Below are 22,343 nucleotides of genomic sequence, written 5' to 3'. Positions count from 1 at the left end.
CGTGAAAACTATTTTAAGAATCATTACACTTCTTATTCTCCTCAACTATATGGGCTCTTGCAGCCTCAAACGGAGTATACCAGAAAATAGACAAATAGTTGCGAAAAATCATATCAAGATAATTGACAATAATAAAATTTCTAAAGTAGAATTAGAAGAATTTATTACTCAGCCCCAAACTCCGAAAGCTTTGGCTTTCTTTTATTATAATCTTTGGATTTATAAAACCTACAAAAACAAACATGACAATGGTTTCAACAGATGGATCATGAAAGTTTTCGGTGATGCACCAGTCATCTGGAACCAAAGCGATACTAAGAAGTCAGAAACAGACATCAAAGCTTATTTACATAATAATGGATATTTTAAGGCTGATGTGTTTTCATATATTGAACATAAACCCAATAAAGCTGTCATTACCTATAATGTAACAACAAGAAAAGCTTATACTATAGGTAAAATAGAATACGACTTCATCGACACAACCCTATCAGAAATTGATATTCAATCTGGAAGCCTATTAAAAGCAGGAGATGACTTCAATACTTACACACTTGATGATGAAAGAACAAGAATCTCAGAAACCCTTAGGAATCAAGGCTATTTTAAGTTTAACCCCGAATATATAAACTACCTGGTTGATACTGCATTGAATAATCATCAAGTTCATATCATAACCAAAATTAACCCTCCACTTTCAAAAGATTCAGATACCATAACTGGTCATTTTACACGTTACAAAATAGATAATGTCTATATCTATACAGACTACGAAACCGATCAGAAACTTAATCAAGCTTACGATACATTAGTAGTGGACTTAGCAACAACCAGAAAAGCAAAAGCCATAGGTACCTACCATTTTCTCTATAAAAACAAACTCAGAGTTAACCCAAATGTCATTGCTCAATCCATTTTTATTGAGCCTGATGAGGATTTTAATAGTCGCGACCTAAAAGAAACCTATCAAAAACTCAATCGCTTTCCTACATTTAAATATATAGATATTAATTACAGAACAACTGAGGATTCTTCAAACGACAAACTAGACACTCACATTAAATTATATCGTAGCAAACTTCAATACTATACTTTAGAGACCGACGGAACCAACTCCAGTGGGGATTTGGGAGTAAGATTAGGGGTTCACTATGGAAATAAAAGTCTTTTTAGAGGAGGAGAACTATTAAGTCTTCGACTCACAACAGCATTTGAGAACAGGAAATATAATGGATATGAAAATACTAGTAAGTTTTTATTCTTCAACACTCTGGAATATGGGGTTTTATTGAGTATTTATAGCCCAAGCTTTATCGTTCCTATCAAACAGAGCCGATTTCCAAAATACTTCAAACCTCAAACTGTTATCCAATTTGGGTATAATTACCAGCTTCGCCCCTCCTACAAACGACATCTAACTAGCTTTCAGTTTGGTTATGAGTGGAGACAAAAGAAATTTGTTTTTCACCGACTCACAGCTCTAGACGTGAGCGTAATTAAAATCTACCCCTCGGATGAATTTCAAGCAGCCCTCGATACCATTAGTAATCTACGCTATAAAGATCAATACCAAGACCACTTTATTGCTGCTTTAAAATATGATTTCATTTATAACTCTCAAGAAATCCGAAAACATAAGAGCTTTAAGTTTTTCAATGCCCGTTTTGAAGCTGCAGGGAATCTATCCTATGGTTTATCGGAATTGTTCAATGCTAAAAAAACAAACGGATATTATACTGTTTTTGGAATTAGGTATGCCCAATATTTAAAATTAGAATTAGACTACCGCCACTATATTGCACTCACCAACCGACAGGGCATTATTTACCGATTCAACACAGGACTTGGATTACCCTATGGAAATAGTTTAGCGTTACCTTTCGAAAAAGGCTTTTATGGTGGAGGAGCTAATGGAATGAGAGCATGGGCATATAGAGATTTAGGACCTGGCATTTACAAAAACCCTTATGGCCCAGGTTATGATAAAATGGGTGATATAAAAATCGAAGCCAACCTAGAATATCGATTTCCATTATACAGCTATTTAAAAGGAGCAGCGTTTATTGATATTGGAAATATATGGCAATTATACAAAAGTGATGCCTTTGAAGGAGGAAAATTCAACCTCGATACTTTCTATAAACAGTTTGCTATGGATGGAGGAATTGGATTTAGATTGGATTTAGATTTTTTCATTATCCGGCTCGATGGAGCGGCTAAATTTATAGATCCAGCAAAAGACAATGGTGATAGATTTGTATTACCCAAGGCTCATATCTCAGATATCTATTGGAGCTTTGGTATTGGTTATCCTTTCTAGGCGAATACAATTGTTAAGCTATAATAACCATAACTCCCTTAAAAACCCTATCACCTAAACTAATTTTAGGAATTCTTTTGAATTTAAGAATTATAGAATGGCATTAAAATTGCTTATTTTCGCAGCGATGAAAATATCATTAAAAATCATATTAGGATTTATTGGTTTTGGAGTGTTTTTTAGTTCCTGTACCATGGAACGTAAATTGGCTTTACAATTTATCGAAGGAGAGGCGAAAACCACTTCAGTAATGCTCGTGCCTCCTGACATCCTCTATATGTTTAACGAAAAAGGTCTGCCCTATGGAAATTATAACAATATAGACTCCGCTAGATTCTTTAGTAGTAAATATATTCAACATATTTCGGATAGCGCTTTTTTAGAACTCTATTATAAAAGCTTCACCAGCCAAGCGAAAGAATATGGATTGAATGTATACTTCCCTGATGCTCTCAATGAGTTTCTTGATTCCCAGAGCACATCTTATATCGTTCAATTTGCTCAAATGGAATTGACTGAAGATACTGCCAAATATCTAATTGAAGAACAAATTAATTTCATGAAAAGAAATAAAGAAATCGAGTATCAATTAATAGCGTTAAGTACTTGGTTTGAGATTTCCATGAAAGATTCCATACAGGGCTATACTTATTTTGATGAGCAATTTATTACAGATGAAGTTTTCGGAGATTATTATCAAGAAGACTGGAGTTTTGATTATAAATACCAGTATACCAAATACGATATAGAATTAGAAGACATATATGATTTTGCTTCTGATATGGGTAAAACTCATGCCTCCTATGTTTACGATTTAATGCTCAACACTTATATTTGGAATCAACTACCACCAGAAAAGAGGAGTCATTTCAATTATTTACATTATAATGTAGATTATCATAGCATTGAAGTAGCTGAAGATGCATTTATTATGTTAGAAGATAAGAACTAGACACTCTTGATACACTCTTCCCTGTTTCTATCCACATTAAAACCCTAGTAATCTTATTATTAAGAATATTTTTCTTCTAACAATGAAATCAATCCAAACACATGAAGACATAAAAAAACCGAACAAATAATGCTCGGTTTCTTTATTTAAAATTTTCTTAGAATCTTACATTCCTACATTAATAGCCTCTACGGATTTGATTTCTGGAAGTGCTTTTTTAACCGCTTCCTCAACACCGTTCTTTAAGGTCATTGTACTGTATGGGCAAGAACCACATGCACCTAATAACTCAACATTTACAATGTTTTCGTCGGTGATTTCAATAAACTTAATATCACCACCATCATTCTGAAGGTAAGGTCTTATTTGCTCTATGATTCCCTGTACTTTACGTTCTAAATCTGCTTTATTGCTAGCCATATTATTCTGTTTTAAAAGAGTGCAAAAATAGTTAAAATTTGATTAGTCTGTAGCACAATTTGCATTTGGATCAATCTGGACAATTGGAGTTGGTGCCATTTCAACATTACGTGCTTCAACTTTAGCTTTTAAAGTGACAGCCATTTTCATAAACTCCGCTGTAACAGGTGAGTTTTCGTCCATTACTACAGGAACTCCTGAATCTCCGCCTACCGCAATTGCTTCTACAATGGGTAATTGACCAATAAGGTCTACATTTAACTCATTAGCTACGATCTGACCTCCTCCTTTACCAAAGATATAATACTTATTGTCTGGCAATTCAGCAGGAGTAAAATAAGCCATATTCTCAACCACTCCTAAAATAGGAACATTAATATTTTGGTTATTAAACATATCTGCAGCTTTACGAACATCTGCCAATGCCACGTTTTGAGGGGTGGTAACAATTACAGCTCCTGTAACAGGTACTGATTGTACCAATGTCAAATGAATATCTCCTGTCCCTGGAGGCAAATCAAGAACCATATAATCTAGTTCACCCCAAACAGCATCGTTAAACAATTGCTGTAAAGCATTACTAGCCATAGATCCTCTCCACATTAGGGCTTTATTTTCCTCAATAAAGAAACCAATAGAAAGCATTTTAACTCCGAATTTTTCAATTGGAAGAATTTTAGTTTTTCCTCCATCCTCAACGGCACCAGGCTTTTCGCCTTTAAGTCCCATCATGATAGGCATCGAGGGCCCATAGATATCGGCATCTAACAAACCCACCTTGGCTCCTGTTTTTGCCAAAGCTAATGCCAAGTTAGTGGCTACAGTAGATTTACCAACTCCACCTTTTCCAGAAGCTACAGCAATAATATTTTTTACTTTCCCCAATGGGCCACGACCTGCTTGTTGCTCCGAAAGCGTTTCGATTTGTAGTAATAAATCGTCCCCTAAATCTGCCTTAATCGTTCTATCGGCAGCATCTTTCATAATATGAGCATTTTTATCATTAGCTTCTGGATAAACCAAAGCAAAACTTACCTTCTTACCATCAACCTGAAGATTCTCTACCATATTTAAATCCACCACATTATTGGCTTTAGGGAAATACAATACTTTCTTCAGTGATTCAAGAATATTCTCTTTTGTAATTGACATAATTGATCATTTTTAAGGCTGCAAAAATAGGTAATTTAAAGTTATTATAAATAAGATTAACGTTATTTAGAAAGTCTTATGAATTATTTAGGGGGAATACTGAGTATCAAAGCTGGGACCAAGTAGTTCTAGTTAAAAATGAAGCAATCTTGACAGGTCCAATGGCTTGAGTTCATTATTAAAACCCTCCCAAACCTCTTCACTTTTTATTATTTCCACCAAAGAAAAAGACTTCTGAAGTGAAAAATCACAAATTCCCATTTCTTTCATTCGCTTAGCTAGATAGATTTGTTCTGTTTGTCCTGGGCTAGGTATCAGAAACATCTTCTTACATTCTAATTGATAATAATCCATTAAACTGGAATAGCCGGAACGAGAAATCACCAAATCGGCATGTTGAATATACTGAGCTAATGTTTTTGTATCAAGATGATGGTGGTAAGTGGTATTGGCACAATTAAAAATTTTGCATGGCTTATCAGGCCTTCCTCCAACAATTACTACATGTTCTCTAATTTGGGGTGACTGCTGACGGATATTTTTCTCCAAGATACTTCTCTGTGGCTCGGGTCCCGAAAGAATACACAAAATATAAGGATCTGATTCTGGTCGCTCAGACTCCTCTTTTATCATCCTGCTTTGTATACCAATAAAACGTGATTTGAGGAGGCTACTATTTGACAAATCTCCAGATAGATAATGATTCTCTTCGTCAGGAATCCATACCTCATCAAACTCGTTTAACCATTTCTCGTTTACTTTTTGAGCTCGCTTACCCACTTTTGCCCAACCTTTAGGAAATTGTAAATTAAGCTGATGACTAATTATCACACTTTTGATTTCTGGATGTCGAAAACCAAAACGGCTATCAGAAATAATCAAGTCTACCTTATGACCATACACAAAATCCTTCACCCATTCAGACTCCTTCTTTTTAGCTTTTAAGATACGTGGCGCCAATGCCGCAAAAGTGATAAAAGAAGCTGATTTTGAATAAGTAATTCCATAGGATGACATATCAAAAAACTCAGCTCTAGATATATGTTCTTGCAAGAAAGATTTGGTGAGCTGATTTACCCCAATCATCAAGTGATGACCTTCTGCCTCCAAATATTGAAGCAAAGGTAAGGAACGAGAAGCGTGTCCTAATCCCCAATCTAAAGGAGAAAATAGTATGTTTAAGGTTTTGGGCATAGCATACAAAGATAATGATTTTAGAATATAATTATCATTAGAATTAAACACCCTGTTTTTCAATGATTTTACAACTTAAAAGAGATGATGTGATTTCTAAACACCTTTAATATAAAACAATCAATAAGTATTTTTTCAACTTAAAGCACAGAATAACAGTGAATATCATCAATTGATTACCTATCTTTGCGGTAGATCAAAACCAAAAACCAATATGAGAAAAAGAACCAAAATCATCACTACCATTTCCGATCTGAATTGTTCCGTGGAATTCCTGAAAGACCTATTCGACAATGGCATGAATGTCATCAGAATCAACACGGCACATGCTAGTTTTGAAGGTAGCCGACAAATAATAAATAATGCAAGAGCCGTTTCTGACAAAATCGCCATCCTAGTCGATACCAAAGGCCCCGAAATAAGAACACTTCCTTTAGATGAGGCCATAAAAGTTGAATACGGCGACATTGTAAAACTAACTGGTGATAGAGAATTGGCCTGTAAAGAGGAATATATTGGAGTAAACTATTCTCATTTTGTGGAAGACATCCCTGAGGGTAGCAAGATACTCATTGATGATGGTGAAATGGAATTAGAAGTTATCAAGAAACACTCCACCTATCTGGATTGCAAAGTTATGAACTCTGGTAAATTCGTTGGGAAAAAGAGTGTCAACATCCCTTCAATCCATATCAAATTACCATCAATTTCAGAAAAAGACAAAGACTTTATACGATTTGCAGTGGAAGAAAATGTAGACTTTATTGCTCATTCTTTTGTAAGAAATAAAGAGGATGTCTTTGCAGTTCAAAATATCCTGGATGAGTTGAATAGTAATATTAGTATTATAGCGAAAATAGAGAACGAACAAGGCGTAAAAAACATTGAGGAAATTTTAGATGTTTGCTATGGTGTCATGGTAGCACGAGGAGATTTAGCCATTGAAATATCTCCTGAAAAACTTCCATTAGTTCAGAAGCAATTGGTTGATATTGCAATAAAAAAGCGCCGCCCAGTAATTGTTGCTACACAAATGCTACATAGTATGATAGAAAATCCACGCCCAACAAGAGCAGAAGTTAGTGACATTGCTAATGCTATTTTTGATGGTACGGATGCCATTATGCTAAGTGGAGAAACTGCCTATGGGAAGTATCCTCTCGAATCAGTACAGATGATGACTCGTATTGCAAAAGAAGTAGAAGGGACCACCCTTACTTATAAATCTCAACTTAAATTGGAGTCGGAATTCAATAAAGATTGTAATTCCATAAATGAGCAAGTAGCTGCTCAACTTACAAAGGTCATTGTAGAGGCATCTGAAAAGTTAGATTTGGAAGCCATTATTGCAGATACGACAAGCGGGAACACCATTCGTTCTTTAGCAGCATATAGAGGAAGACATACCATTTATGCCCAATGTTATAATGCCCAAACTATGCGAAAACTGGCCTTGTCATATGGGGTTCATATCGATTTCATGAAAGTTCCAGAAGATCACACCAACTTTATCCGTTTGGCCCTAGAAAATCTAAAGCATAAGCAAACCTTCAATAAGGATAATTTAATTGCTGTTATCTCTGGGAATTTTGGTCAAGCCATAGGAGCCTCTTATATTGAAATTGCTACTGTTGAGAATTTGATTGGAAGTTAAAATTAACCACAAAGAGAAATAAGATCAGTCATTTTCCGTATATTCGCATTCCCACAATAAGAATAACAGCATGATAAAAACCGATCAAGATCTTATCTATGAAATTGGCGTCAGCCTATTACCTGGAGTTGGAAGCATAAACGGAAAGAAACTCGTCGCCTATTGCAGAGGAGCCGAAGGCGTTTTTAAACAAAAGAAAAGTCATTTAGAAAAAATAGAAGGAATTGGTAGTAAATTAGCCACTCTTATCTCAGAACAATCCATCTTAGCAGATGCCGAGAAAGAATTGGCCTTCATCAAAAAGGAAAACATACAAGCACTATTCTTCAACGATGCCCAATACCCATATCGCTTAAAACAAGCCATGGATAGCCCTCTATTGATCTATTACAAAGGAATAGACGTTTTGAATTATGATAGAATCCTCGCCATAGTAGGAACAAGAAATATCACCGAAAGAGGAAAAGAAACCACGGACGCTTTAGTGGAAGGCTTAAAGGATGCTGGGGTTTTAGTAGTTAGCGGCTTGGCTTATGGAGTTGATACTCGGGCTCACAAAGCTTGTGTCAAGCATAAAATACCCACGGTTGGCGTTGTGGCGCATGGCTTAGATACCATTTATCCTGCTGTGAATAGAGGCTTATCAGATGAAATGCAGATAAAAGGTGGAATCATTAGTGAATTTGTTTCTGGAACCAAACCCGATGCTTTTAACTTTCCTCAGAGAAATAGAGTCATTGCAGGAATGGCAGATGCGACTTTGGTGGTTGAGTCAGCAAAAAAAGGAGGCTCGTTAATTACAGCTGACATTGCCAACTCCTATAGCCGTGATGTCTATGCCATTCCTGGCCGACCAGAAGATCAATTCTCGAGAGGCTGCAATTTCCTCATCAAAACCAATAGGGCTGCTCTTGTTGAAAATGCGGCAGACCTCCTCTATCAATTGTCCTGGGACTTGACCAAAAAACCTAAAAACATACAACACAAACTATTCTTAGATTTAAAACCTGAGGAGCAAAAGATTGTTGATTTATTGAGAGAAAATAAGCAATGTGCTATCGATATATTAATGGGAAAAAGTGGTTTAACGAGTAGCAAACTAGCTTCCACATTACTTAATCTTGAATTTGAGGGCGTAATTAAATGTATGCCGGGGAAAGTTTATCAGTTATTGAGGTAGAAGCTTTACGATATGTTTAGAATAGTTGATTTTATCCTATTCAATCATTATTCCATTAAATCATTCTAGCATTGGTCCTACTTCCAAGCTTTAACAATCAAACCGGTTCCTGTTTGATGTTTTCCTATTAAGTCGAAATAGTTCAATATCAAAGCAAATGGAAACGTAATCAAATAATAGAAAGGTAAGATGATAAAAAATACCTTAGAAACATTCAACATTAAAATAGGATATTTCATACTCAATTTCCAGCTGATTTTTCCAGGAGTGCCGTAATTATAATGAGCTTCGGATTTACTAAATCCTGCTTTCTTTAATTTCTCTTGAATTTCATCAATTCCATAACCATCGCGCACATGCTCATCAATAAATGAATGCTCTCCACCACTATCATGGTCGTGGTCGTGGTCATGAACATCACTACCTCCTTGATCTGAAGGAGTTGAAACCAATAACATTCCGCCTTTTTTCATGCTGGCGTGGAAATTCTTAAATACCTGAACATCATCTTCAATATGTTCCATCACATCCACAGAAAGAATGAAATCGTATTTATCTTTTTCTTCGAACTTGGTTAAATCGGCCACTTTAAAATGAGCATTCTTTTGTCCAACTTTTGTAAAGAAGCCATTACAATCTGCCACCTGCTCGTCCTTCACATCCACTCCTTTTACTTGAGCCTTAGGAAGCATTCGTGACATAAACCAGCTATACTGACCAAATCCCATACCTGCATCAAGAATATTCTCCTCTCCTTTTGCATTTTCTGACCAAGCTCTAAAAGCTTTTTTCACATGCCAAGTTCTGAGTAATAATAAATCGAGAAGACTATAAAATATTTTTCTAAGGGAAGGATGTTGATTAAAAACCTTACCAAGGCTTCTTTTAATGGGATCGTATCTCATTTTTATTTATTCGTTTAGGAGTCTTTCAATATTTTCGTAATAATCTAAGGAATCATCCTCAAAGAATTTAATATGAGGTACTATTCTCAATTGTGTTTTAATTTTTTTGCCAAAAGCAAAACGAATATCTCTATTATTATCGTTTAGTTCTTGAATAACAGCTGCAGTATCTTCTACTGCTAAAAGACTCACATATATTCTTGCAATACTTAAATCACTACTGATTTTGGCTTTGGTCACAGTAACCATTCCCCCTCCACCAAAGTGAGACAACTCTTTCTGAAAAAGCAATCCCATTTCTTTCTGTATTAATCTGGCTATTTTTTCTTGACGTTTTGTTTCCATGCTGCAAAAGTAATTAATTTCAATATAAAGCCCTTGAAAAGCTTTAATGAATAATATTTAATAAAATGGTAATTTTTCAAGCTCTAAGGACACAATTCGGTACTAATTTATTTCCTTAATCATTTGTTGAATCATATCTTGAGGATCTGCCGCCCCAAAAATCCCAGAACCAGATACGAAAACATCCACACCAGCATCTGAAACCTCTTTAATATTATCGAGTTTCACGCCGCCGTCAATTTCTATTTCCACATGTTCCGCACCGTGCTCTTTCAACATGGCTTTCAGCTTTCTGATTTTATCCAAACTCTGAGGAATAAAACTCTGCCCACCAAATCCAGGATTTACCGACATAATCAACACCATATCAATATCTCCTAAAACATTCTCAATAGTTGACAAAGAAGTGTGAGGGTTTAAAGAAACTCCAGCCTTTGCACCACCCGCTTTAATTTGCTGAATCACACGATGAAGATGAGGGGCTGCTTCTACATGAACAGTTACATAATCAGAACCCGCTTTAATAAAATCATCCACATACAAACCTGGGTTTTCAATCATTAAATGTACATCTAAAGGAATAGAAGCCACCTTTTTGATTGCTTTTACCACAGGAGGACCAATGGTGATATTAGGTACAAAGTGCCCATCCATCACATCAACATGAAGCAAATGCGCTCCACCTTTTTCCAGCATTTTAATGTCTCTTTCTAGATTCACAAAGTCAGCAGAAAGCAATGATGGAGATATTTTTTTAGTCTTCATTTCTATTCGTTTTCAAGGGTTTAAATCAGTTGAAATGGCATACAATTCTTGGCGGCAAAACTACACTAATTCTTTAATACTAGCAATTTTATGAATTACAAATTGATTTCTAAAATCCAAGGTGCTTTTCTATCTTTGCTGCAAATATATTTTAGCATGAAAATAGCACTGGCACAACTCAACTATCATATTGGAAACTTTGCTTCCAATGAACAAAAAATCTTATTGAATATTGAAAAAGCTCAAAGTCAAGGAGCTGATTTAATAGTTTTTTCTGAACTGGCCATTTCGGGTTACCCTCCTCGAGATTTTTTAGAATTCAACGATTTTATTGATAAATGCTGGGCCAGTACCGAAAAAATTGCGGAATCATGTAAAAACATTGCTGTCATCATGGGTTTGCCCACTCGTAATCATGCCGATAAGGGAAAGCCATTATTTAACTCTGCTGCCTTTATTAAGGATGGGAAGATTAAGGATGTCAAGCACAAAAGCTTATTACCCAATTACGATATCTTTGATGAATACCGCTATTTTGAGCCCAATTCAGAATTCTCATGTATCGATTTCAAAGGTGAGAAAATAGCCTTAACTATCTGCGAGGATTTATGGAATATTGGAGATGTTCCACTATATACCATTAACCCTATGGATGAGTTAGTGAAAGAAAATCCAGATGTGATGATCAATATAGCAGCCAGCCCTTTTCATTTCGATCAGCGTGAAGTGCGAAAAGATATACTAAAGAGGAATGTGGAAAAATATAATATTCCACTATTGTATGTGAATCATGTGGGCGCGCAAACCGAATTACTTTTTGATGGTGGTAGTTTGGTGATGAATGAGAAAGCTGAGATAGTGGGTGAAATGAGTTATTTTGAAGAAGATTTTCAGTTTTTCGATACTCAAAACCTCTCGTCAACTCCTGTGGAAACTTGTCAAACTAGCAAAATAGAATTGATACACGATGCTTTGGTAATGGGCATTAGAAATTATTTTGAGAAATTGGGTTTCAAAAAGGCCCTCCTCGGATTAAGTGGAGGAATAGACTCAGCCGTAACTTTGGTATTAGCAGTAAAAGCCTTGGGAGTCGAAAATGTAACTTCCATATTATTACCTTCTCAATATTCTAGCGACCATTCGGTGAAAGACGCAGAAGACTTAGCTAAAAACTTAGGCTCTCCTTACGATATCATCCCCATTAAAAACATTTATAATGCTTTTGAGAAAGAGTTGGAAGAACAGTTTAAAGGCTTGCCTTTTGGTATTGCAGAAGAGAATATTCAAGCACGTTCTAGAGGAGTCCTCCTAATGGCATTAAGCAATAAATTTGGAAGTATTCTGCTCAATACAAGCAACAAAAGCGAAGCAGCGGTAGGTTACGGAACATTATATGGTGATATGAATGGCGGTCTTTCTGTTCTTGGGGATGTCTACAAGATTGACGTGTTTGAGCTGGCTCGGTTCATGAATAAAGATGAAGAAGTAATTCCTTGGAACACGATTACTAAACCACCATCTGCAGAATTACGTCCTGACCAAAAGGATTCTGATTCTTTACCAGATTACGAAATTTTAGATGAGATTCTCTTTCAATATATTGAGAAACGCAAAGGTCCACAAGAACTTATAGGCATGGGTTTTGAAGAAGCTCTAGTTCATCGCATTTTACGACTCGTTAACCTAAATGAGTACAAGCGTTATCAAACCTCCCCAGTTTTACGTGTGAGCTCTAAAGCATTTGGAATGGGAAGAAGGATTCCAATTGTTGCTAAATATTTGAGTTAAAAAAGCAAAGAAGTTTCATTATTATTATTATTATTATTTGTACATTTACGTTATATATCAAACGTAAAAATAAAATCATGAAACGCATCTTCATTTTTGTTTTATTTATTGTAAGTCTTAGCCTTTTCTAACAAACTGAGATATGGGGTGTAAAACATTTCGCAGGTTCTGATAATGGTGGCATATTATTTAGTATTGATAGTGCCAGTCAAGAAATCGAAATCCAGCACCGATTTATGCGATATGTTCTTCCATATAGAGGTAATCCAATGACTCAAATTGGGAATACTAATGACTATATTGGTTGCACAGGAGAACGGGTGTTCAAGTATAATATTGAAACAGGTGATTATCAGACAGTAAGTCCACCTGGGGCTTTGCTTGGGAGTTTTTTTTATGACCAACAGGGCTATTGTTATTATAGAGCAAATAATGAAGGGGATACACGCTCGTATAAAATGAATGTATCTACCCTTGAATATGAAAAAATAGATTTGAATATATTCTTTCGTAATCCTATCATTAACCCAATAAATGATAATGAGCTTTTAACTTGGCGGGTAAATGGAGCAACAGAGCAACTTACCGCTGTGTATTTAAACTCCTATGAAACAAGTGTGCTTGCTGAACAAGAAAAGCCGATTCGTTCAAGGGTTGGAAGAATTATAGCAGATAATCATAAATTATACTCTATGGCAACTCTCGTTATAGATGGAAAGATGAGCTTTTTTATTGATTCCTATGATTTGGATACAGATAGTTATAATGAAGAATTTATCTATACTAATGATTCCTTAGAATATCATTCTGGAATAAACTGGTTAAAAGGATTCGTAATGGATTCAGGTGGGAAATTATATGGTGCAGGAAAACTAGTGCCAAAGGATAACCGATTTTATATGTTTTCTTATGACCCATCAAATTCTATTTTCGAAATTTTAGCTCCTATTCCAGAAGAGGTTGGAAATAGTTTAATTGGGAATTTAGTAATTGATGATGAACAAAAAATATTTGGGAATAGCGTTGATGGTGGGGCCCATGACTTTGGCGGGGTTTTTTCTTATAACACATTAACAAATGAAATAGATTTGGTATATTCTTATTTACCTGAAAGCAATTTTGAAACCAAAAGCGCATTAAGTTTAGCTCCAGATGGAGCCATATTGGGAATGTTTAGTACTATAGATACTAATATTCACCGTCATATATATAAAATCGATAATGAAAGTTTTACATATCAAAACCTGAAAACAATAAGTATGAACCCCAATGTTTATGGGGGCTTTTATCCAACCGATTTTACACAGTTAGAGAATGGCGGAATCATTGGGATTACAAGTAAAGGTGGTAATACCTACGAGCCATATTATGGTGGCGGTACATTATATCAGTTTAATCCAGAAACTAAAGCGTATCAAAAGCTAATGAATATAGTGGACGAATTTCCCGATGCAACAAAGGCAAGTCAGGTGTTTACTACTTCTGAAAATAAAGTTTTGGGATTTTATTATGGTGTTTCTGAAAAAAGCTTCTTGTACAATCCAGAAACCAAACAGTTAGAATATGTTTCTGAAGAAGGATTCAGCCCTTATCATTATAAAAACAAATGGCTTAGAGAATCAGGTTCTAGTTTAATTAGAGCAAATAATTCTACGCAAAAGATGGAACGGTACCATATTTCAAGTCACGAAATTGAGGAATTAGTTCCATTTGGAAATTTAGAAATTGACCAAATGCTTCTAATGGATGAGAACAACCTACTCTGTCAAGCAAGAGCTACAGATAGTGCTGTATTGATGAATTTTAATATACCGTCACAAGAAATGAGTATTGTTGCCAATTTGAAAGATTATAAAGGTGATTATTCAGGTTATGATTATAGTTCAATTAATTTCAATTTTGTTAAAACAGCAGAGCATTTGTTAGTCGGAGAATTCATTGAGAAGTTGTACTATTCGAAGTGGGATATTGCTTATAGAAAAACGGTGAGTTTTGATTTATCTACACTTGAAATGAGAACCTTAAACTCTGGTAATTCTAAAGCAAACGGAACAAAATATTCATTCATAGCTGATTATAATAACAATGGAGATGCCTTTGCTGTGAATGTTTGCCGACATTATGGAGATGATGCTGGCTTTTTAAGACAAGTAGATGTAACTATGGATAGCATCTACAATATTGATGAATTTGAAATGCCCAGTTGGATTTATGAACTAGATGCTGAAGAGGAAGAATCTGGGTTTAGGATTTTGAAGAAGCTGAAATCCACTAAAAAGCCTGACTTTATCAATGAAATGGAGGAGGCTAAGATTATAGCATTTTACGCTAATCAAGCAATAGTCATCAATAGTGAAGAATACATCAAACAAGCTGAATTTAGTATTTTCGATATGATGGGTAGACGAGTATCCTCATTTAGTAGAGCAAATTTCACGCAAACAGAACAGCCTCTTAACATAGAAGCAGGAACTTATGTTCTGCAAATAAAATTGGATAGCAGATTACTAGCCGAGAAATTTGTAATTCCCTTATAAAATCAAGATTACATTTTTTAATTTGGCTATAAACAATGTATTTAGAAGACTTATAGCCATATTTAGAATTCTATTTGGCTACAACTATAATTTTTTATATATTTATAGCCAAATAAAGTCTCATGGGTGAAATTGTAGGAAGAGAAAAAGAACTTAGCTTACTCGATAAGCTTTATCATTCACATAAGTCAGAATTTATTGCTGTTTATGGAAGAAGAAGAGTTGGCAAAACCTATCTAATAAGATCTGCTTTTGAGAATAAGTTTACCTTTCAAATAACAGGTTTAGCTAATACTTCAAGCAAACTTCAATTAGCAAACTTCAACCTAACCATAAATACACATCAAAAAAACAATGAAACCATCAATTTAGCAGAAGACTGGATAACAGCCTTCGCACAACTAATCGATTTTTTGGAAACCAAAATTGGGAAAAAAGTCATATTCATTGATGAATTACCATGGTTTGATACCAGAAATTCAAAATTTATTCAAGGATTAGAGCATTTCTGGAATAGTTGGGCTTCTGCACGCAATGATGTTATTTTAATTGTTTGCGGATCTGCAACCTCATGGATGGTAAATAAACTTATCAATAACAAAGGAGGTCTTCACAATAGAATTACAAAAACTATTAAATTAAATCCATTCAATTTATTCGAATGTGAGAAGTATTTAAAAAATAGAACTATAGAATTAGATAGGTATCAAATCATTCAATTGTATATGTCAATAGGAGGGATACCATTTTATTGGGATGAAATCCAAGCTGGGAAAAGTGCCTTTCAAAATATAGAAGAAGTGTGTTTTTCAGAAACAGGCCTACTAAGGAATGAATTCAATAACTTATTTCGTTCATTATTTAAAAAATCTGAAAACCATGTCAAAATCATTTCGGTGATGGCTAAAAAAGCCATGGGCTTAACCCGAGATGAAATTGTAAAACTATCTGATTTACCTAATGCAGGAAGTACAACTCGTGTATTAGATGAACTAGAACAGAGCGGGTTTATTAGAAAATACCAACCTTTTGGGAAGAAGTTTAGAAATAGCTTATATCAGCTGGTTGACTTTTATTCAATGTTTTATTTGAGATTCATTAAAGACTCGAATGCAATAGATAAAAACAATTGGATAAACACAATTGACTCTCCTAAATATCGGGCTTGGAGTGGCTATACTTATGAGCAAATTTGCCTTCAACACATTCCTCAGATTAAACAAAAACTAGGAATTAGTGGTGTGTACTCTGAAGTTTCATCATGGAGAAGTATGAGTTCTGATAATGGTGCTCAAATTGATTTAGTCATAGACAGAAGGGATCAGGTGATTAATTTATGTGAAGTAAAATTCTCTATAAACCCCTATACCATTACAAAAAAATATGCCAGCGAACTAAGAAACAAAATCGGTCTTTTTAAAACTGAAACCTCTACTAGAAAATCTGTATTCTTATGCATGCTCACCACCTATGGAATCCTAGAAAACCAACATTCATTAGGTTTAGTTCAAAATGATATTAAGATGGATGCCCTATTCCTACCCGAAACTTAAAAAAGGAGGAGGCTATCCACTAAAACTCAGAAGTAAAATGAAAGTTAATGTCTTTATATTTACTCATCGCTAGGTCAAGAGAATAACGAGATTCAGCCAGAAATACGAGTCTTCCTTCCTTATCTACTGCTAAGCTAGAACCTTTTCTCTTCACAAAATCATCTAAGGCAGCTTTATTATCGCTGGTTATCCAAGCCGTTTTATATAAAGTGATATGCTCATATCTACATTTTGCACCGTACTCATGCAATAATCTATACTGGATGACTTCAAACTGCAAAGCTCCAACGGTTCCAATAATTTTTCTGGTAGAAGTTTTTCCAACAAAAAGCTGGGCCACTCCTTCATCCATCAACTGGTCTATACCTTTGGCCAATTGTTTAGACTTCATAGGATCATCGTTCTCAATATACTTAAAGAGCTCGGGTGAGAAACTAGGAATTCCTTTGAAATTCAGAACTTCTCCTTCAGTGAGACTATCACCAATTTTAAAGCTTCCTGTATCATGTAAACCAACGATATCACCAGGGTACACCTCATCAATTACCGATTTTTTTTCGGCCATAAAGGCTGTTGGACTCGAAAATCTCACTTTTTTATCAAGGCGAACATGCTTATAGAAAACATTACGACGGAATACTCCAGAAGTCACACGAACAAAAGCAATTCTATCGCGATGATTGGGGTCGAGATTAGCATGGATCTTAAACACAAATCCTGTAAACTTATCCTCCTCTGGTTTTACTACCCTTTCTTCAGTTTCATATGGAAGTGGATTGGGAGCAATATCGACAAAACAGTTTAACAGTTCCATTACACCAAAATTATTTAATGCACTACCAAAAAATACGGGTGAAATATCTCCATCTAAATAGGTTTCTCTTTGGAATTTGGGATAAACCCCAGTTACCATTTCCATATCTTCCCTTAAAGTATCTGCTTCAAAGCTACCTACTATTTCATCCAGCTTCGAATCTTCTAAACCATCCACTTCAACATACTCCTCCACATATTGCTTGCTGGGAGTAAAAAGGTTTAATTTATCTTCAAAGATACTATAAACACCCTTAAAATCAGGACCCATATTAATAGGCCAACTCAGAGGAGTCACATTGATATGTAGTTTTTGCTCAATCTCGTCCAATAACTCAAATGCATCTTTACCATGTCTATCGAGCTTATTGATAAATACAATAATAGGGATCTTTCTCATCCGACAAACCTCCACCAACTTTTCAGTTTGAGGCTCTACCCCTTTCGCCACATCTACAACAACTATAACACTATCGGCAGCAGTTAAGGTTCTATAGGTATCTTCTTGGAAATCTTTATGACCAGGAGTATCAAGAATATTAATTTTGAAGCCTTTATAATCAAATCCCATAACTGAAGTAGCCACAGAAATACCTCTTTGCTTTTCAATCTCCATGAAATCGGAAGTCGCTGTCTTTTTAATCTTATTAGATTTTACAGCACCTGCTACCTGAATAGCCCCACCATAAAGTAGCAACTTCTCAGTAAGCGTTGTTTTTCCAGCATCGGGATGCGAGATAATGGCAAATGTCCTTCTTCTTCCTATTTCTTGTATTAAGCCCATCGAATATTTTTTAGTGGGCGCAAAGATAGGTTTTTGGAATGGAAGTGCGAAGCTTGAAGCTCGAAGATTTTAAATGTCCATAAAGAAATTAGACATCTTACCATTTATCAATGCTTGCAAGACTTGCATATAGGTATTTTATTTCACTTCAAAAGAGAACATTTCTTTATCGTTGAGAAATCCTGTAAGTCGATCACCAATTTTTACTGGCCCTACTCCTTCTGGTGTTCCGGTAAAGATTAAATCACCAATTTTCAAACTCACAAACTGAGAAACATAAGCAATGATTTTATCGATAGTGAAAATCATATCCGCGGATGATCCTGATTGGACAGTCTCCTCATTTTTTTTCAAGCTTAGAGATAGTTTATTTAAATCTCCTAATTCTGATTTGGGAATAAAATCTCCAATAGGAGCTGAACTGTCAAATGCTTTGGCAATTTCCCAAGGCAATCCCTTTTTCTTTTGTTCATTCTGCAGATCACGAGCAGTAAAATCAATTCCTAATCCAATTTCATCATAATGTTTATGGGCAAATTCCTCTTGTATATACTTTCCTATTTTACTAATTCGAACCACAATCTCCACTTCATGATGTAAATCTTGAGTAAATTCTGGATAGAAAAAAGGGAGGTTCTTTCTTAAAACGGCCGTATCTGGCTTCATAAAGAAAACTGGTTTAGACGGAATAGGATTATTTAATTCTTTAGCGTGGTTGATATAATTTCTACCGATACAAATGACTTTCATGGAGCTTATATTTATGAAAAAAGCCACTTCCTTAACAAAGGAAATGGCTTTTAGATTTTTATCTTTAATTAAATAGTAGTGATGTCAATTTCCTTCTCTGCAAAAAGCTCATCTACTTTTTTGATGTATTTATCAGTTAATTCTTGAATATCTGATTCTAAATTAGAAACCATATCCTCAGAATATCCTTCATCCTTTAGACCTTTAGCCATATCATTAGCAGACCTCCTGATATTTCTAATTCCCACTTTAGTATCTTCACCTTCCCCTTTTGCTTTTTTCACTAAATCTCTTCTTCTCTCTGTAGTCAATGGTGGAACAGCAATACGAATAATTTCGCCATCATTTTGAGGATTAAAACCTAAGTTAGAATTAAGGATAGCTTTTTCAATAGTATGCAAAGTACTTTTGTCCCATGGCTGTACAACTATTTGTCTGGGGTCAGGAGTATTAATATTCGCCATTTGCTCTATGGGAGTTAAGGTTCCATAAAACTCGGCCTTCACACCCAATAACATAGATGGATTTGCTTTTCCTGTCCTAATTTTTAAAAACTCTTTATCCAAGTGTTCAAGTGAAGATTCCATACCTTCTTTAGCATCTTCCAAGATCATTTTTGCTTCCTCTAACATAGTTGTGATGTTTATATTTTCAGACAAAAATAAAATATATTTTTGAAACCACATATAGAATTCAATGATATATCAGAAAACAAAGCATTATTTGTACTTTTGCTCTTCATAAAAACCTGTTTCATATGTTTACTATTCTCAACAAACAAAACAATATTGCTGAACAAAGCACCAGCATCTTCCTCATTAAAAAATCTGAACTCAACGATCAGCTTCCTATTTCTTCGGAAGAATTGGAGCATCTGACCATGCAGTTCACTGAAAATGAGAAGAAGAAATTTTCTTTCGACAGACTTTCACATCAGATTTATATTGAATTGGTGGAAGAAAAAGAAAACCCCAACCACACTCTAGAAGCACTTAGAAAGATGGGGGATAGTTTGATTAATTGCCTTCAAAATAGAAAATCACAAGAGGTTTATATTATAGCAAAAAGTTTAAATAAAGCCCAAATTTCTGCATTTGCAGAAGGTATGGTCTTAAGTAACTATAGTTTTGTGGCTTATAAAACCCAAAAAGAGAAAGTGATTCGATATCTTGAAACTATTCATCTGATTAATGCTGAAATAAATCAAGAGGATGTCAATGAATTAAATGTGGTACTTGAAGCTACTCTTATGGCTCGTACTTTGGTTAATCAGCCAGTAAATTATTTAAATGCAGAAGGTTTAGCCAATGAAATTAAAGCTATGGCCGAAGATGCTGGCGCCAAAATCGACATTCTAAATAAGAATAAGATTGAAGCTTTAAAAATGGGTGGCCTTTTAGCCGTTAACAAAGGCAGTATAGACCCACCAACATTTACCATCTTCGAGTACAAACCTGAAAATGCAATTAATGAGCAACCCGTTGTTTTTGTAGGAAAAGGTGTGGTTTATGATACTGGAGGCTTAAATATTAAAACTGGCGAATTCATGAATACCATGAAATGTGACATGGGTGGTGCCGCTGCTGCAGCAGGTGTTGCTTTCGCCATCGCTAAAGCCAAGCTTCCTCTTTATATTATGGCTTTAATCCCTGCCACCGATAACCGTCCTGGCGGAAATGCTTATGCCAGTGGTGATGTCATTACTATGTTCGATGGACAAACTGTGGAAGTTATTAATACAGATGCAGAAGGCAGAATGATTTTAGCTGATGCCTTGTCTTATGCCAAGAAATTCAATCCATCATTGGTAATAGATTTAGCTACATTAACTGGTGCAGCTGCTCGTGCCATTGGAAACCTTGGCGTTGTAGCCATGGGTTCTAAATATGGTGAGCACATGACTAACTTAAAAGAAAGTGGAGAAAAAACGGGGGAGCGCATTGTAGAATTTCCATTCTGGGATGAATATGCTGAGCAGTTAAAATCTGAGATTGCAGACATGGTTCATTTAGGTGGAGCAGAAGGTGGAGCCATCACAGCAGGTAAATTCCTAGAAAAATTTACCGACTACCCTTATATTCATTTAGATATTGCTGGGCCGGCTTTCAATACCAAGAAATTTAACTATCGTGGAGTTGGTGGCAGTGGAGTTGGTGTAAGATTGCTTTTTGATTTTGCTAAGGGATTGGCGAAGAAATAAGGAAATACCATAATACCATTTCTTTGTGGCTTTACTCAGACATGGTGTGATCAATAATAGGTTGGTCGCGCCATTTTTCTTCTCGTAACACTTTCTGACTCAATTCCTCAAATTCCTCCAAGGAACTACATCTAGTTATTTTATAGTGAATCTCATTAAAATTCTCAAATTGTCGTGAAAAGTATCCCCAATATTCTTTCATTTTATTGAGTTGATTCTTAGGTCTCCGCCTATATTTTATAACCTCATCTTGTAGCTTTTGGTGGAATGCACCAAACAATTCTTGCTTGTCGAATTTTGAAATTTCTCCATGCTTAATTTGATGTGGAAGAAACAAATCATAAATAACACCTCTCCCTATCATCCACTTTTCTTGTTTTGGAAATTGTGCCTGCAAATCATTCATGTTTTGTACCGTAAATATGTCGCCACTATAAACTAGAGGATTACTTGAGTTTTTCAAACACCATTCAAAAGCATCCAAATCTGGATCTATACTGTACATATCAACTCCTAATCGCGGATGTACAATCAATTCTTTTAATGGAAACTTATTTAATAAGGGCATGAGGACTTCCAATTCTTCCTTTTTATAATAACCCAAGCGAATTTTTACTGAAATTTCGTTTTGAACCTCCTCAAACAACTTCTCCAAAAGCATTTCAACTACCTCAGGATAAGCAATCATACCTGAACCACGCATCTTATGAGCAATGCTTTTAATGGGGCATCCCATATTAATATTCAGCGTTTTATACCCATAATGGTATAAGTGATTCGCGAGCGGAATAAACTCCGGTGCATATTTCCCAATTATTTGTGGGTCAACCGGCATTTTATCATTATTTTCGTGCAGTAGATCCTTAATACGAGAAGCCTTAATGGAATCGCCTTTACCGGCAGGAATAAATGGCGCTATACTATGATCGAAGCTGTCGAAATACTTACTATAAGCATTTCTAAAATAAGCCTCAGTATAACCTTGCAAAGGTGCCAAATATAAAATCATAGCTTCACAAATTAAGTTTGTA

18 protein-coding genes are annotated in these 22,343 nt (G+C 35.3%); 8 read left to right on the top strand and 10 right to left on the bottom strand.

Annotated elements, in window-relative coordinates; all coding sequences use genetic code 11:
- Position 1: 1 nt before the first annotated feature.
- Positions 2-2,320, top strand: coding sequence for a BamA/TamA family outer membrane protein (locus tag HNS38_RS03035; protein WP_172278253.1), 2,319 nt, complete (start codon positions 2-4; stop codon positions 2,318-2,320).
- Between the two features lie 127 nt (positions 2,321-2,447).
- On the top strand, positions 2,448-3,272 hold the full coding sequence (locus tag HNS38_RS03030) for a hypothetical protein (RefSeq protein WP_172278251.1): 825 nt from the start codon (positions 2,448-2,450) through the stop codon (positions 3,270-3,272).
- 165 nt (positions 3,273-3,437) lie between these two features.
- On the opposite strand, the gene HNS38_RS03025 is transcribed toward HNS38_RS03030, so the two are convergent.
- The 3 genes from HNS38_RS03025 to HNS38_RS21025 all read right to left on the bottom strand — a co-directional run bounded on the left by HNS38_RS03025 (position 3,438) and on the right by HNS38_RS21025 (position 6,089).
- A complete protein-coding gene (locus HNS38_RS03025; RefSeq protein ID WP_172278249.1) occupies positions 3,438-3,692 on the bottom strand; it encodes a NifU family protein in 255 nt (84 codons plus the stop codon).
- A 42-nt stretch (positions 3,693-3,734) separates the two neighbouring features.
- On the bottom strand, positions 3,735-4,844 hold the full coding sequence (locus tag HNS38_RS03020) for an Mrp/NBP35 family ATP-binding protein (protein ID WP_172278247.1): 1,110 nt from the start codon (positions 4,842-4,844) through the stop codon (positions 3,735-3,737).
- A 132-nt stretch (positions 4,845-4,976) separates the two neighbouring features.
- Entirely contained in the window at positions 4,977-6,089 is a 1,113-nt protein-coding gene (locus tag HNS38_RS21025; RefSeq protein ID WP_172278246.1) for a glycosyltransferase, read from the bottom strand.
- A 163-nt stretch (positions 6,090-6,252) separates the two neighbouring features.
- On the opposite strand from HNS38_RS21025, the gene pyk reads away from it, so the two are divergent.
- Both pyk and dprA read left to right on the top strand, forming a co-directional pair.
- The gene (pyk, locus tag HNS38_RS03010) at positions 6,253-7,692 is read left to right on the top strand and encodes a pyruvate kinase (RefSeq protein WP_172278244.1); all 1,440 of its coding nucleotides are present in this window, start codon (positions 6,253-6,255) and stop codon (positions 7,690-7,692) included.
- Between the two features lie 70 nt (positions 7,693-7,762).
- Positions 7,763-8,872: a DNA-processing protein DprA gene (gene dprA, locus HNS38_RS03005; RefSeq protein WP_172345957.1), complete on the top strand. Its 1,110-nt coding sequence runs from the start codon at positions 7,763-7,765 to the stop codon at positions 8,870-8,872.
- A 77-nt stretch (positions 8,873-8,949) separates the two neighbouring features.
- On the opposite strand, the gene HNS38_RS03000 is transcribed toward dprA, so the two are convergent.
- From HNS38_RS03000 to rpe, 3 genes are all read right to left on the bottom strand, one after another.
- On the bottom strand, positions 8,950-9,777 hold the full coding sequence (locus tag HNS38_RS03000) for a bifunctional 2-polyprenyl-6-hydroxyphenol methylase/3-demethylubiquinol 3-O-methyltransferase UbiG (RefSeq protein WP_172278241.1): 828 nt from the start codon (positions 9,775-9,777) through the stop codon (positions 8,950-8,952).
- Positions 9,778-9,783: 6 nt separating this feature from the next.
- A complete protein-coding gene (gene rbfA, locus HNS38_RS02995) occupies positions 9,784-10,122 on the bottom strand; it encodes a 30S ribosome-binding factor RbfA (RefSeq protein ID WP_172278240.1) in 339 nt (112 codons plus the stop codon).
- A 102-nt stretch (positions 10,123-10,224) separates the two neighbouring features.
- Positions 10,225-10,887 (bottom strand): ribulose-phosphate 3-epimerase, encoded by a 663-nt coding sequence (rpe, locus tag HNS38_RS02990; protein WP_172345956.1) that lies wholly within the window; start codon positions 10,885-10,887, stop codon positions 10,225-10,227.
- Positions 10,888-11,043: 156 nt separating this feature from the next.
- Here rpe and HNS38_RS02985 point away from each other — a divergent pair, with 156 nt between their 5' ends.
- The 3 genes from HNS38_RS02985 (at position 11,044) to HNS38_RS02975 (ending at position 16,765) form a co-directional block, all read left to right on the top strand.
- Entirely contained in the window at positions 11,044-12,675 is a 1,632-nt protein-coding gene (locus HNS38_RS02985) for an NAD+ synthase (RefSeq protein WP_172345955.1), read from the top strand.
- 236 nt (positions 12,676-12,911) lie between these two features.
- Positions 12,912-15,212: a T9SS type A sorting domain-containing protein gene (locus tag HNS38_RS02980; RefSeq protein WP_172345954.1), complete on the top strand. Its 2,301-nt coding sequence runs from the start codon at positions 12,912-12,914 to the stop codon at positions 15,210-15,212.
- A gap of 122 nt (positions 15,213-15,334) precedes the next feature.
- Positions 15,335-16,765 carry an ATP-binding protein gene (locus tag HNS38_RS02975; RefSeq protein WP_172278233.1) on the top strand — a complete coding sequence of 477 codons (1,431 nt, stop codon included), beginning with the start codon at positions 15,335-15,337 and terminating at the stop codon, positions 16,763-16,765.
- A gap of 19 nt (positions 16,766-16,784) precedes the next feature.
- Here the strand turns inward: HNS38_RS02975 and HNS38_RS02970 are convergent, their stop codons facing one another.
- The 3 genes from HNS38_RS02970 to frr all read right to left on the bottom strand — a co-directional run bounded on the left by HNS38_RS02970 (position 16,785) and on the right by frr (position 19,744).
- Positions 16,785-18,362: a peptide chain release factor 3 gene (locus tag HNS38_RS02970; protein WP_172278231.1), complete on the bottom strand. Its 1,578-nt coding sequence runs from the start codon at positions 18,360-18,362 to the stop codon at positions 16,785-16,787.
- Positions 18,363-18,500: 138 nt separating this feature from the next.
- Positions 18,501-19,112, bottom strand: coding sequence for a fumarylacetoacetate hydrolase family protein (locus HNS38_RS02965; RefSeq protein WP_172345953.1), 612 nt, complete (start codon positions 19,110-19,112; stop codon positions 18,501-18,503).
- 68 nt (positions 19,113-19,180) lie between these two features.
- Entirely contained in the window at positions 19,181-19,744 is a 564-nt protein-coding gene (frr, locus tag HNS38_RS02960; protein WP_172278227.1) for a ribosome recycling factor, read from the bottom strand.
- 125 nt (positions 19,745-19,869) lie between these two features.
- On the opposite strand from frr, the gene HNS38_RS02955 reads away from it, so the two are divergent.
- On the top strand, positions 19,870-21,312 hold the full coding sequence (locus HNS38_RS02955) for a M17 family metallopeptidase (protein ID WP_216663624.1): 1,443 nt from the start codon (positions 19,870-19,872) through the stop codon (positions 21,310-21,312).
- A 31-nt stretch (positions 21,313-21,343) separates the two neighbouring features.
- On the opposite strand, the gene HNS38_RS02950 is transcribed toward HNS38_RS02955, so the two are convergent.
- Positions 21,344-22,321 (bottom strand): tRNA-dihydrouridine synthase family protein, encoded by a 978-nt coding sequence (locus HNS38_RS02950; protein ID WP_172278225.1) that lies wholly within the window; start codon positions 22,319-22,321, stop codon positions 21,344-21,346.
- Positions 22,322-22,343: the final 22 nt, after the last annotated feature.

This window comes from Lentimicrobium sp. L6 (assembly GCF_013166655.1).
Taxonomy (GTDB): Bacteria; Bacteroidota; Bacteroidia; order Bacteroidales; family UBA12170; genus UBA12170.
Note: the sequence above shows the minus strand (reverse complement) of the source record. Positions and strands in the feature narration are given on the sequence as shown.

Bases quoted from the DNA above. Each gene is read 5' to 3' on its own strand.
- HNS38_RS03025 (WP_172278249.1), bottom strand. From the start codon at position 3,692: ATGGCTAGCAATAAAGCAGATTTAGAACGTAAAGTACAGGGAATCATA.
- dprA (WP_172345957.1), top strand. From the start codon at position 7,763: ATGATAAAAACCGATCAAGATCTTATCTATGAAATTGGCGTCAGCCTA.
- HNS38_RS02975 (WP_172278233.1), top strand. From the start codon at position 15,335: ATGGGTGAAATTGTAGGAAGAGAAAAAGAACTTAGCTTACTCGATAAG.
- HNS38_RS02950 (WP_172278225.1), bottom strand. From the start codon at position 22,321: ATGATTTTATATTTGGCACCTTTGCAAGGTTATACTGAGGCTTATTTT.
- HNS38_RS02970 (WP_172278231.1), bottom strand. From the start codon at position 18,362: ATGGGCTTAATACAAGAAATAGGAAGAAGAAGGACATTTGCCATTATC.
- frr (WP_172278227.1), bottom strand. From the start codon at position 19,744: ATGTTAGAGGAAGCAAAAATGATCTTGGAAGATGCTAAAGAAGGTATG.
- HNS38_RS02980 (WP_172345954.1), top strand. From the start codon at position 12,912: ATGCGATATGTTCTTCCATATAGAGGTAATCCAATGACTCAAATTGGG.
- pyk (WP_172278244.1), top strand. From the start codon at position 6,253: ATGAGAAAAAGAACCAAAATCATCACTACCATTTCCGATCTGAATTGT.
- rbfA (WP_172278240.1), bottom strand. From the start codon at position 10,122: ATGGAAACAAAACGTCAAGAAAAAATAGCCAGATTAATACAGAAAGAA.
- HNS38_RS03020 (WP_172278247.1), bottom strand. From the start codon at position 4,844: ATGTCAATTACAAAAGAGAATATTCTTGAATCACTGAAGAAAGTATTG.
- HNS38_RS03030 (WP_172278251.1), top strand. From the start codon at position 2,448: ATGAAAATATCATTAAAAATCATATTAGGATTTATTGGTTTTGGAGTG.
- HNS38_RS02985 (WP_172345955.1), top strand. From the start codon at position 11,044: ATGAAAATAGCACTGGCACAACTCAACTATCATATTGGAAACTTTGCT.
- HNS38_RS02955 (WP_216663624.1), top strand. From the start codon at position 19,870: ATGTTTACTATTCTCAACAAACAAAACAATATTGCTGAACAAAGCACC.
- rpe (WP_172345956.1), bottom strand. From the start codon at position 10,887: ATGAAGACTAAAAAAATATCTCCATCATTGCTTTCTGCTGACTTTGTG.
- HNS38_RS02965 (WP_172345953.1), bottom strand. From the start codon at position 19,112: ATGAAAGTCATTTGTATCGGTAGAAATTATATCAACCACGCTAAAGAA.
- HNS38_RS03000 (WP_172278241.1), bottom strand. From the start codon at position 9,777: ATGAGATACGATCCCATTAAAAGAAGCCTTGGTAAGGTTTTTAATCAA.